The organism is Photobacterium angustum (assembly GCF_003026365.1).
Classification (GTDB): Bacteria; Pseudomonadota; Gammaproteobacteria; order Enterobacterales; family Vibrionaceae; genus Photobacterium; species Photobacterium angustum.
Genome location: NZ_PYOM01000002.1, coordinates 165,169 through 177,051 on the forward strand (window position 1 = coordinate 165,169; position 11,883 = coordinate 177,051).

Genomic DNA, 11,883 nt, shown 5'->3' on the forward strand with positions numbered 1-11,883 from the left:
TTAAATATAAGAATGTAACGTATTTGTTTATCTTATCACCAAGAAGAAACAAAACATTAAAACAAGAATCAAAAACCAAAACATAACAATAACAAAAAACCCAAAAAACAGAAACATAAACCAATAAATAATCAAAACGCATGATTTAATGTCATTCAGTAGGTAAAATACACTCCCTTGCTCTATTTAGTTAAAGAACCATGATTGATTTAAATGTATTACCTCTCTACCTCACTGCTGTTATCGCTTTATTATTAATTCCAGGGCCAGACATGTTACTGATTGCCAGTTCAAGCCTCAGTTACGGTCGAAAGGTGGGTGTTTTTGCAAGTTTAGGTAATGCAACAGCAGGTATTTTATTAACTATTTTGGCTGCTTTAGGTGTCTCAGCCTTAATTGCCGTAAACCCTATAGCATTACAAGTTCTTCGCTTACTTGGTGGCGCTTATCTATTAAAGATGGGATGGGACTGTATGCGAACACAACCAGCCGATGCGCCGGAAGAGCTAGCTAAAAGTAATAAAATGGCAACGACGCTATACCGTCGTGCCGTGTTCACTAATTTACTTAACCCAAAAGCACTTATTTTCTTCGTTCTATTCTTGCCTCAATTTGTTTCGACTCACGTTGCCGCAACATCAGGGCAACAAATGTTAGTGCTTGGTTTGTTACTAAATGTATTAGGTTTACTGTTTAATTTATTCCTAGTCACCACTGTTGGTACATTTGGTAAGTCACTATTGAAAAGTGAAAAATTCCGTGCAAATCAACACAAATTTATGGGTTTAATCTTCTTTGTTTTAGCCATTTGGTTACTAGCATCACAGCTGCCAAGCCCCGCGACACACTAATTTCTCACTTTTATTATTTATATTTGTAGCGTCACCTTTATTGGTGACGTTACATGCTTTTTAGACACTTTTTTCGCTACTTTCCAATAATGAAAGATACATTCACCATTTCTATGTATCGATTAATGAAATATAAAATCCCTCACCATTTTTGACTTGAATTTCACCCTAAATATCCTCATATATCTTAATAATAAGTGTTGCGTACACTCTTTGGTTCACTTCTTATTAATTAATGCGCAGACATAATATGCCCCATAACAAATTTGGCGCATTAAGGATTATTATGATTATTCATGTTGGTATTATCGATCAGGACCCTGTCCGTTTGATCACCCCTTTACTTGATGAAGCCGTTCCGGCTACAAAAATGATATTTATTGGTACTGAGCTCCAGCGAGAACAGTATGACCGCCTAGCTTCTATTTTGACTCCACGTAACATAGATGTTGATTTTTTTGTGATCCCTGACAGCATTAATATCACGCTGATTAGAAGCGAGATTCATCAACTCGCAGAAGATATTAAAGCAACAGGCTGCGAAGTTTGGTTTAACGCAAGTTGTGGTTTACGTCACCGTCTTCTTTCTGCTTACGAAGTTTTCCGCTCTTATCACTGGCCAATTTATGTTATCGAACCTTTCAGTGATGAAATGTGTTGGTTGTTCCCAGCAGACTGTGAACAACAACAGGTTCAAGACCGTATTCAAATTTCAGATTACTTAACTATTTTCGGTGCCCGTTGTGAGCTTTCTGATAATCCTATGCCTGAATCACTTAACGATCAGCTTTGGGAGTTAGGTCAACGCTGGGCAAGTTCTGCACTTGAATTAGGTCCAGGCCTAGCAACCTTGAACTACCTCGCGACCACTTGCCGTAAAGAACAAGTGCTTCATGTTGAGCTTAGTGATAAACAGCAAGGTTACAAAGAGCTAGGCACATTGCTATCAGACTTAGAAGAAACAGGTTTAGCAACATACCATGACGGCGTTTTAACTTTTAAACACGAAGAAGCTCGCCGTTTTGCAAATGGGGAATGGTTAGAGAACCTTGTGCATAGTACTGTTCGCGCTATTCAAAATGAACTACCAACAATTCAAGATCACTCATTAGGTGTGCAGGTTTACCGTAAGATTGGTGAGCGTGAGGTACGTAATGAATTGGATGTTGCAACTATCGTTAATAATAAGCTGCATATCATTGAATGTAAGACGAAAGGCATGCGTGATGATGGTGATGACACACTCTACAAGTTGGAATCACTACGTGACTTATTAGGTGGCTTACAAGCACGTGCGATGCTCGTCAGTTTCCGTCCACTTCGTCATCACGACTTAGTTCGAGCGCAAGATTTAGGCTTAGCGATTATTGGCCCAGATCAGTTAGGTGACTTACGCATCCATCTACATGAATGGTTAAAAGGTGCGGGTGGTGAACATCATTCTCATAACCCAGCCTAAAGCATAACGTTACTATTTAAAAAGACCTCAATTGAGGTCTTTTTTATTCTCTGTTTATAACACGGTTACGCCACACCATGCCCTTTAGACGCCTCTAACAAGCGATACCATTGTTCATGGGTAAGTTGTAACTGCTCGGCAGCAACAGCTGTCTTCACACGCTCAATTTTACCTGTACCCAATAACAAAGCGGGACGTGTAGGCAGTCGCATTAACCAAGCATAAATCACCTGATCAATAGAATCAGCATTGAGCTCTTGTTTTAGTACATTTAATGTTTCACGCACTCGATGAGCTTGTTCTGAAGTCCTGTTATAAATATCGCCACCAGCTAAACATGACCACGCCATAGGTCGTACTCTATGCTGTTGTAGCTGCGCTAATGTACCGTCTTCAATCGCATCAGTATGTAATGGATTAATTTCAATTTGATTGGTGATCAGTGGAAACTCTACCCGAGATTGCAACAATGAAAATTCATCTTTTGAGAAATTAGACACCCCAAAATGCTTCACTTTTCCCGTCTGATGCAGTTGTTCAAATGCACTATTGATCTCATCCGCATCCATCAATAGATCTGGACGGTGAATCAACAATCCATCCAATTGCTCGATGCCTAAACGCTGTAAAGAGCCCTCGACTGAAGCAAGAATATGGCTTGCTCGGCTATCGTAATACGCCACTTGCGACGTACCATTAACCTCTTTACCTCCAACGATGCCGCATTTAGAAATAATCGTTAATTCATCACGAATACTTGGCTGTAAGTGCAATGCTTCACCAAATAAAGATTCACACGCTGATGCACCATAAACAGGCGCATGATCAACAGATGTTACTCCCAGTTCTAAATGTTGCTTGATAAATGATAATCGCTGCTGCGCCGTCATTCCCCACTCAGCCATTCGCCAATAACCTTGAATAAAGTTAGAGAACAATGGTTCATTGAGCTGTCGTTCGTTTTTATTTGTCATCATCACACCAATACATCGAAAGGAAAAATTGCGCTACCTGAACCTAACACAGCAATTACACGACTAACGTGATGAGTTTCAAAAAATATTGTTTGTTAACTTACCCATGACGGCTGCTATACCACAAGTAACTACGACGTAAAGTAAAGACGGTTAACGCTAAATAATATGCCGCTAACACAATGGCAGGTAATGCATCACGATCTGACACACTGATGATGGAATACCCACAGTACACCACAATAATGGCAGGAATAATCAAGGCAGGTTTTACTGAAGAATAAAGATTAGTAGCCAGTAACACCACATGCGCTACCACCAAAATCAGTGGTAACGTAATCATCAAAAACCACAACATAATCAATCCCTTTCTTTAATCAGTAAGCATTACATCATAGCTCTGAACAAGATTTGCGCCAATACATTGTGGTTGGGGAATGTGTAAGTAAAAGCAATGAAGCTACACTACTGCCCCCCATAAATTATCTAATTTCGCTAATGGTTGATTACTCTGTGCCGATAATTCCACATAACTGTGTACCAGCTTAATTTTGTGCTCATTAAAATCATGTCCCCAAATATTTGGATCCAATAAGTCAAAAGGTTGTGGTATTACCTTTTTTAGTCCCGATTCTGGTTTGCGATCATTAAGCTCTAACTGAATAAGCGATTGTTGTACCGCTTGTTGCGCTAATTCTTTATAGCCCAGTTTATCGAGTAAAAATATAGCGTGAGCATGAGTAATACCATGAAGTTTATCGCCAGCGAAAAAGTGCTCATCAGTATTATAGTAAATATCTTGTGTACTTCGCTCAACGGCAATAACACAATGTTGCTGAATATCTATCTCGCCTTTATTTAATAAATTCGATGGCTGATATTGACGATAATCAGCTAAGCCGTAATAACGTCCCCAATTATCATCCATACAATTAACAATTAGCTTGGCGATATTGGAAACCATACGCTCAGTAACAACAACGTTATTATTGGCGACAGCATTTAAAAATAATACACCATATATGATCCCATGACCTGAATGACATAATTGCTGCGCGTTAAGTGCTATAGCATTTACAACTTCACTATAATCGGTTGTTTCAGGGCTATTGGCTAATGGATTCATTAAATGCTGATTATCATCGGTAAACTGCACTAACATTGCTTGTAAACTCTTTTTAGATACATTGTTGAGTGTTCCGTCATTAAGTAATGCATCACCTGCTAATAATGCTGCCCCCGTATGACCTTGAAACCATGCGGTACTGTCAACTTCCACCACATTGGCTAACGCTAAAATTCCTTTATCAATAAACTGTTCCATTGTTTTCTCCTTGCTTTAATTTCTGTAATTTCGTCACCAACGAGATTGATATAATGCAAGGATAAAACCTTAAGTTAAGTTGAGGTCAAACGAATATTTGATACTACCGAATAAATACAGATAACACGATAAAAGCGAACGATTACAACAGACTACAAGGTTACCTGAAATAACAAGTAGTTAAACAATCTAAATACTGTTCTGAAATTAATCGCATTAACATTATCTTACAGAAACCTCCAACATCCCTTTTGCGAATAATGTATTGTCCACTAAACAATTTGGAGGATAAATGAAATTAAAATTAGTACCTGTATTATTAAGCTTATTTGCCAGTATGTCTGCCCAGGCCTCAGAGCCACAAGCCTTTATTGGTGTCGGTATCAATGACGGTGTCAGTAGTATCAACGATGGTTGGAACTTTAATCCAAGTGTAAGGATCGGCGCTAATATTAACGATAACCATCGACTCTATAGCTACCTAGAGATAAAAAAGGAACTCTACAACTTTGTAGCGTCTTATGACTACTTAGTACCATTTACAAAAAGTGGAGATTGGCGAGGATTTATTGGTGCGAGTACGGGAGTCCAAATTGCAGAATCAAGCAAAGATGATCTTATTTTAGGCGCACAAACAGGGATTAATTATCGAATCAATAAGAACTTTAATACTGAATTGGGTTATAGAGTTCATGATACAAGAAGTGTTTGGAAAACACGTAATATGTCTCAGCTTGATACTTTTTATATTTCTCTAGACTTTGCCGTCTAATCTAAAAATAATTTACTGGTCATGTCACAAACCTATTTTATTTAAACCTTTTTATTCATGACAGTATTATTGAAAATAAAAAAGCCGCTCCTAAGAGCGGCTTTCTAATATAACACTTTAAGACTTAAATCTTATTCAGCCAACATTTTACGTGCCGCTTCTACCACGATCTTAATTGATTTCGCTTCTGTTTCTTTTAGCGTTGCGTGATCTGGGATCTCTTTTTGTGTACGGTTAATAATAACACCTGCTACACAACCTGCACGTAAACCAGAGCTTGCACACATAGTTAATAGCGTTGCTGATTCCATTTCAAAGTTAAGCACGCCCATCTCTTGCCACTCTTTCATTGAGCCTTGGAAACGACGAACTACGCGACCTGAGAATGTATCGTAACGCTCTTGACCTGGGTAGAACGTATCACTTGATGCTGTTACACCCGTATGTACTACAGCATGCTCATCATCACATGCTTGCTTCATTGCCGTTGCAACACCAAAATCAGCAACAGCTGGGAATTCCATTGGTGCGAAATGCAGACTTGCACCATCTAAACGTACTGAGCCTGTCGTTACAATCATATCGCCAGGGTTAATGTTAGGCTGAATTGCACCTGTAGTACCTACACGTAGGAAAGTTGTTACACCTAACTGTGCTAATTCTTCAACAGCAATAGAGGTTGATGGACCACCGATACCCGTTGAACACACAACCACTGATTTACCGTCTAATTTAGCGCGAAATACAGTGTACTCACGAGAGCTTGCTAAAAACTCAGGGTTATCCATTAAGTTTGCAATTTTCTCAACACGTGCTGGATCACCGGGAATAATCGCTAACTCCGCACCATTAAGATCAGCTTTATTAACACCTAAGTGGAAGACTTTATTATCAGACATAATGTTACCCTTTAATTTAAACAGCTCTGTTGTAGGTTCAGAGTGATTCTTATGAGTTATTACTATTTTAATCAATTTTTTGATAGAAAGAGTCAAACATACTGCAACATGCTCTATCAAAAACACGTGGTAACAATAACTAATGATTCAACTACTTTTAGTGAGCATTGTCACACCAACAAAAAGCAATTGAAAAATTTGTTACACAAAAATCCGACTTAAATCACACGTAAACGATACCTTATTGCCGGAATCACAAAAAATCCTTTTCTCACGCATGTACTCTTTACTCTGTTTTCCTGCCTCATAGCGAAAAAACGGCATGACAAACAATACATCATTGTTCGTCATGCCGTTTAGACTAATCTCTAATGCTCAGAGCGATTAGTTTTACTTTTCGCTTTGCGGTTTAAAGCGTAATAAACGTAATGCATTCAGTGTTACTAACGCTGTTGCGCCACTGTCTGCAAGTACTGCAACCCAAAGCCCTGTAAAGCCAAATAAGGTTGTGACAAGGAACACCGCTTTTAAACCTAATGCTAAGCTGATGTTTTGACGAATATTGCTCAATGTTGCACGAGATAATTCAATCATCACTGGCAGTTCTGAAACACGGTTATGGGTAATTGCTGCATCAGCGGTTTCTAGTGCTACATCTGTACCACCACCCATCGCGACACCAATTGTTGCAGTTTTCATTGCTGGCGCATCGTTAATACCATCACCAACCATGGCAACAGAATGTAGCTCACTTAACTTGCGAACTTCTGTCACTTTGTCTTCAGGTAATAGTCCTGCACGAAAATCAATATTAATTTCTTTAGCAATCGCAGCAGCTGCACGTGGATTATCACCCGTTAGCATCACTGAATTCACGCCAATGCTTTTTAGCTTAGTAATCGCTTCTAAAGCATCACTACGTAAATTATCACGCCATGCAACTAAACCTACCGCTTGCTGATTACGAACAGCAACCACCAGCGTTTTACCTTCGCTTTCAAGATCTAACGCTTGCTGTTGCTGGTTATCAGTCAATACAATTTGCTCAGGCAGGCGATCGGCAGCACATAACATAAAGTTATCGCCTTCAGTAACACCTTGAATACCGCGGCCTGCTAATGCTTCACGATTTTCAGCTTCAACAACAGGTAATGATTTTTCTCGAGCAAAGTTAACCACAGCAGTTGCTAATGGGTGTAACGAACCGGATTCAACAGCCGCTGCTTGACGTAATAATTGATCGGGATTGTTATCCCAGCTAATTAAGTCCGTCACTACAGGTTTACCTTCAGTTAGCGTACCTGTTTTATCAAACGCGACAGTTTCAACATGACCAAGTTGTTCTAGTGCAGCACCACCTTTGATTAATGCACCGCGACGCGCTGCTGCCGCTAAACCTGAAGTGATCGCTGCTGGCGTTGAAATAACAAGTGCACAAGGACAGGCAATAAGTAATAGCGCTAGACCTTTATAAATCCACTCATCCCATGATTGGCCAAAAACAAGCGGCGGAATAATGATGACAAGTGTTGCTAATAGCATCATTGCCGGAGTGTACCAACGGCTAAATTTATCAATAAAACGCTCTAGCGGTGCTTTACGTGATTCTGCATCTTCAATGAGATGAAGAATACGGTCGATCGCATTTTCACCTTGCGCAGACACAATCGTTAATCGAACCACTTTGTCTGATGCCATACTACCAGCCATGACTTTTTGGCCCGGTGTTCTTTCAACAGGTACAGATTCCCCTGTTAGTGCGCTTTCATCAAAACTCGCAACCACATCTAAAACTTGACCGTCAGCAGGTAAACGCTCGCCGGGTACGACTTCAATCACATCACCGGGTTTTAATTCGCTTGCTGGAACTTTTTTCTTCTCGCCATTTGGCAGCACAACATTGGCATCTTCAGGCACCAAATCCATTAATGCTTTTACACCACTTCGTGCACGTGATGCGGCATACCCTTCTAATTGCTCGCCAATTAAAAACAGTAGAATCACCATTGCCGCTTCTGCGGTTTCCCCTAAGTACAATGCACCAATGGCAGCAATACTCATTAGGGTTTCAATCGAGAATGGTGAACCTGATTTACCTAAGCTAATGGCTTTTTTCACAATCGGCACTAAACCAACAATAGTGGTTAAAGTAAATGCCGCTAAACCCCATGAATGTGACACTTTATCAATTAAGAAAGAGGCAATCATCATTGCCGCAATGACAAGGACTTCTAAGTGTTCTTGAATAAATGACTTTTTTGGTAATGCTTCAGCCGCAGCAGCACTAGAAACTAGAGTAAAACCCGTTGCCTGTGCTTTATCTTCAATCTGTTTTTTTAATTCATTATTATCGGCTTGCTGATTGGCTTGCATGTTGACGATTAACTTTTCTGTCGCAAACATCACTTTTGCCGTTTCAACTTGAGTAAGACTCGAAATTGATTTTTCCAATTTAGCTGCACAGCTTGGACAATCCATGCCAATCACTTTCCAGCTAAATGTTTGACCATGAGCCGATTGTGCTAAAGACGCTTCAATCGCTTGATCTTGTTCTTTTGATGAGGTTGACTTTGAACAACAACTTTTTACTGAAGATGAATGACTTGAGTCGTCATGTTCTGAATGCTGGTTCTCAGACTCTACGTGCGCGTGTTGAGAAGCTATTTCAGTGTCTGATGGACTAATAGAAGATACTGTAAAGGTTGATTGTTTTTTATTTGGGTGAATGGCATCTATTGCTGATAATTTTGCAGCGTTAAGTACTGTGTCACTTTTTGATGAGCAACAGGAAGCAGGGCCGTCGGTATCAGATTCACCACAACCTTCGGTATGTTTTTGTACACTCTCAGAAGGGGTTGATGAACAGCATGTCGCTGATTCACAAGATTCAACAGTGACTGTCGCTTTTGTTACCGCTGTTGGTTTTGCAGCATGAACATGCATTTTTTTATTATTACATTGAGCACACATAATCGTTCTCCTTGAGTGCTTTGATTATCTGTAGTCAATATAAACCTTGGAGTAATGTCTAAGGTCAATAAAAAAAGCCAAACTTTTATCGTTTGGCTTTTGCAATCAATTTTTACTATGCGCATCTAACGTAATCGACATAATACCGTTGTGTTGTCTAACACCTCACCCCACGCTTGATAATCGAACCCCATATCGAAAATGTATTCCGTAAGCAGTGTTCTAACGCAATTCACCAACGTGTCTGCATCCCACGGCTTTTCAAAGTAACTTTCAATACGTGCTTGGTTAATCGCAGCAATAGTATCTTGATGAGTAGCTTGCCCTGTCAGTAATACTTTTTTAGTTTTGATAAAACGGCTATCGTTGTTCACATCAGTCAGTAGCTCTACGCCATTTTTACCCGGCATTATATGATCTGAAATAACGACACCAATATAATGTCCTTCAGCATCTAACTCATCCATCACAGCCAAAGCTTCATCACCTGAATCATTGATACTAATATCATGTGATTCAGAGCATATTTATTATTTGTTTTTTTCAGCTTTTACATCATCGTCGAGGTGTTCACTATTCAGTGCTTCTTCCAGTACCCCTTCGGTTCCCATATAAGTACGAGATGAACAGAACGGTGTTACTGGTACTGATGGCGTTAATATTTCATTATCGGCCACGTCTTGATGTTCATGCGCTAAACCCATTTTCTTCACTTGTTTTAATACCAAGTAAAAACCCAGTAAACCAAAGACAACAGAGCCAACCGCTTGACCGATTAACACCCCGCTCGCACCTGCAAGGTGCCCGCCAATAAGTACAAAAGGGATCGTACCTATTGTTGCTTTCCCCATGTTCAATGCTGTTGACCATGTAGGACGATTAAGGTTATTAAATGCCGCATTGGCAACAAAGAGTGCGCCATTAAAAATAAAGGTCACCGCGATGAAGGAACAGAACACACCAACAATTTCTGCGGCATCTCCCGTTAAACTAAAGATAGCAATGAGCTGATTTTGCCCTAGCCATAAAACAACAGATACGAAAACACAGTACACTGCAGTAAAGAGCATTGCATCACGTAGAATTTGTTGAATACGATCCCAGCGTTCAGCACCAAAGTTTTGCCCAATAATAGGACCAACGGCACCTGATAACGAAAAGACTAATGCAAAACAGACCGGCATAATACGCCCGATAACGGCATACCCAGCCACAAAGCTTTCACCAAATTGCGCGATGTTACTGGTAACGACCGCATTACCAATAGGTGTTGCGGTATTGGTTAAAATGGCAGGAAACGCAATTTTAGCAATGGTTGGCATCGCCAGTTTAAACTGAGAAAAATCAGGCTTAGCTAATAATTTATGTTTATAAATAACAACATATAACGAGAAAATGGTCACAGCTAGGCGTGCAATAACTGAAGATATCGCAGCCCCTTGCATCCCCATTGAAAAACCAAAAATAAATAAAGGATCAAGTACTGCATTTACACCACCACCAATCAGCGTTGCCATCATTGAACGACGAGCATCACCCACACCACGCATTGCAGCGCCTGCCGCCATAGATACCGCCATTAACGGTGCGCTTGGTAATAGAATAATCAGATATTGGCTAGCGGCTTCTGCGACATGCCCTTTTGCACCAATTGCATCAAGTAATAGAGGCAAGTTCCACAGCATAGCAGCAACCATCACAATACTAATAAAGACAGCAAACAACATGACATTCGTCGCCATACTTTTGGCTTGTTCTCGATCATTTTTACCTAAAGCGCGCGAGACAAGTGCGCCAGCTGCAATGGATGTACCTATCGATATAGAGGTAGAAAAGAAGACTAACGTACCAGCAAAACCAATAGCTGCTGCCAGTTCTACTTCACCCAAAAGGCTAATGAAAAACATATCTAATAAATCAACCAAAAACAGCGCCATCAAGCCGATTGCACCAGTTCCAGACATCACAATAATGTGACGCATTGGTGAACCTGTAACAAATTTAGCTTGTTGGTTTTCTGTTATTTCTGTTGATGAGTGCTGTTTCACTAAAACCTCTATACCTTATAAAACGGCTCGAATATCCTTATTTAAAGCCAAAAAAAATAAAGGCGCTAATTAGCGCCTTTACATAATCAATTAAGACTTAAATATATAGCATTAAAGTGGATGTTTAAAGCTATCCCCTAAATGAGTACTGATCGCAGTAAGAACATCACGACGCGTTATCACGCCAAGTAATTGTCCATTATCAACCACAGGATAAATCTTAGGTTTTTGACCCGTCATAATTTGTGCTAATTCAATAATTGAATCATCACTCGATACCGTTAATACATCATCTCGCATACAATCTTTAACAGTGTGAGAGTCTTGGCAGTGATAACCCACTTTCAGTAATGTATGGATCATATCTTGTTCTGATAAAAAGCCGATAACCTGCTTGTATTCATTGATAACAGGTCCACCAATTTGCTTTGCTGTCAGCAACTTGTCGAGTGCTACAGATAATGACATCGATTCACTGAATGTCACTGGGCGGACGTTCATATAATCTTTTACTTTTAATGATTCCATGTATCCCCCAAAATTACCTTTGAGTATGTAAAACTGACAAGCCTTTGTAGTTATTATT

10 protein-coding genes and 1 pseudogene are annotated in these 11,883 nt (G+C 39.8%); 3 read left to right on the forward strand and 8 right to left on the reverse strand.

Going from position 1 to position 11,883, the window contains the following annotated elements:
* Positions 1 to 200: 200 nt before the first annotated feature.
* Both CTN01_RS02835 and CTN01_RS02840 read left to right on the forward strand, forming a co-directional pair.
* Positions 201 to 851 (forward strand): LysE family translocator, encoded by a 651-nt coding sequence (locus tag CTN01_RS02835; RefSeq protein WP_045149509.1) that lies wholly within the window; start codon positions 201 to 203, stop codon positions 849 to 851.
* Positions 852 to 1,137: 286 nt separating this feature from the next.
* Complete coding sequence (locus CTN01_RS02840) at positions 1,138 to 2,310, forward strand: Card1-like endonuclease domain-containing protein (protein ID WP_005368651.1); 1,173 nt, start codon at positions 1,138 to 1,140, stop codon at positions 2,308 to 2,310.
* 65 nt (positions 2,311 to 2,375) lie between these two features.
* Here CTN01_RS02840 and CTN01_RS02845 read toward each other — a convergent pair whose 3' ends face one another.
* The 3 genes from CTN01_RS02845 to CTN01_RS02855 all read right to left on the reverse strand — a co-directional run bounded on the left by CTN01_RS02845 (position 2,376) and on the right by CTN01_RS02855 (position 4,608).
* A complete protein-coding gene (locus tag CTN01_RS02845; protein ID WP_045131934.1) occupies positions 2,376 to 3,284 on the reverse strand; it encodes an aldo/keto reductase in 909 nt (302 codons plus the stop codon).
* 100 nt (positions 3,285 to 3,384) lie between these two features.
* Positions 3,385 to 3,642: a hypothetical protein gene (locus CTN01_RS02850; protein WP_045083391.1), complete on the reverse strand. Its 258-nt coding sequence runs from the start codon at positions 3,640 to 3,642 to the stop codon at positions 3,385 to 3,387.
* A 102-nt stretch (positions 3,643 to 3,744) separates the two neighbouring features.
* The gene (locus CTN01_RS02855) at positions 3,745 to 4,608 is read right to left on the reverse strand and encodes a hypothetical protein (protein WP_045149510.1); all 864 of its coding nucleotides are present in this window, start codon (positions 4,606 to 4,608) and stop codon (positions 3,745 to 3,747) included.
* 292 nt (positions 4,609 to 4,900) lie between these two features.
* On the opposite strand from CTN01_RS02855, the gene CTN01_RS02860 reads away from it, so the two are divergent.
* Complete coding sequence (locus tag CTN01_RS02860) at positions 4,901 to 5,380, forward strand: porin family protein (RefSeq protein WP_045149512.1); 480 nt, start codon at positions 4,901 to 4,903, stop codon at positions 5,378 to 5,380.
* Positions 5,381 to 5,511: 131 nt separating this feature from the next.
* Here CTN01_RS02860 and udp read toward each other — a convergent pair whose 3' ends face one another.
* The 5 genes and pseudogenes from udp to CTN01_RS02885 all read right to left on the reverse strand — a co-directional run bounded on the left by udp (position 5,512) and on the right by CTN01_RS02885 (position 11,825).
* Complete coding sequence (gene udp / locus CTN01_RS02865; protein WP_005368660.1) at positions 5,512 to 6,279, reverse strand: uridine phosphorylase; 768 nt, start codon at positions 6,277 to 6,279, stop codon at positions 5,512 to 5,514.
* Between the two features lie 390 nt (positions 6,280 to 6,669).
* The gene (locus CTN01_RS02870; RefSeq protein ID WP_107342081.1) at positions 6,670 to 9,249 is read right to left on the reverse strand and encodes a zinc/cadmium/mercury/lead-transporting ATPase; all 2,580 of its coding nucleotides are present in this window, start codon (positions 9,247 to 9,249) and stop codon (positions 6,670 to 6,672) included.
* Positions 9,250 to 9,374: 125 nt separating this feature from the next.
* Positions 9,375 to 9,743, reverse strand: a pseudogene (locus tag CTN01_RS02875) (response regulator); the annotation flags it as partial.
* A gap of 36 nt (positions 9,744 to 9,779) precedes the next feature.
* Positions 9,780 to 11,297 carry an MATE family efflux transporter gene (locus CTN01_RS02880; protein ID WP_080896221.1) on the reverse strand — a complete coding sequence of 506 codons (1,518 nt, stop codon included), beginning with the start codon at positions 11,295 to 11,297 and terminating at the stop codon, positions 9,780 to 9,782.
* 111 nt (positions 11,298 to 11,408) lie between these two features.
* A complete protein-coding gene (locus CTN01_RS02885; RefSeq protein WP_005368672.1) occupies positions 11,409 to 11,825 on the reverse strand; it encodes a CBS domain-containing protein in 417 nt (138 codons plus the stop codon).
* Positions 11,826 to 11,883: the final 58 nt, after the last annotated feature.

Excerpts from the sequence above, each read along its gene's own strand:
- CTN01_RS02855 (WP_045149510.1), bottom strand. The coding sequence starts at position 4,608 with ATGGAACAGTTTATTGATAAAGGAATTTTAGCGTTAGCCAATGTGGTG.
- CTN01_RS02835 (WP_045149509.1), top strand. The coding sequence starts at position 201 with ATGATTGATTTAAATGTATTACCTCTCTACCTCACTGCTGTTATCGCT.
- CTN01_RS02845 (WP_045131934.1), bottom strand. The coding sequence starts at position 3,284 with ATGACAAATAAAAACGAACGACAGCTCAATGAACCATTGTTCTCTAAC.
- CTN01_RS02870 (WP_107342081.1), bottom strand. The coding sequence starts at position 9,249 with ATGTGTGCTCAATGTAATAATAAAAAAATGCATGTTCATGCTGCAAAA.
- CTN01_RS02850 (WP_045083391.1), bottom strand. The coding sequence starts at position 3,642 with ATGTTGTGGTTTTTGATGATTACGTTACCACTGATTTTGGTGGTAGCG.
- CTN01_RS02885 (WP_005368672.1), bottom strand. The coding sequence starts at position 11,825 with ATGGAATCATTAAAAGTAAAAGATTATATGAACGTCCGCCCAGTGACA.
- CTN01_RS02840 (WP_005368651.1), top strand. The coding sequence starts at position 1,138 with ATGATTATTCATGTTGGTATTATCGATCAGGACCCTGTCCGTTTGATC.
- udp (WP_005368660.1), bottom strand. The coding sequence starts at position 6,279 with ATGTCTGATAATAAAGTCTTCCACTTAGGTGTTAATAAAGCTGATCTT.
- CTN01_RS02860 (WP_045149512.1), top strand. The coding sequence starts at position 4,901 with ATGAAATTAAAATTAGTACCTGTATTATTAAGCTTATTTGCCAGTATG.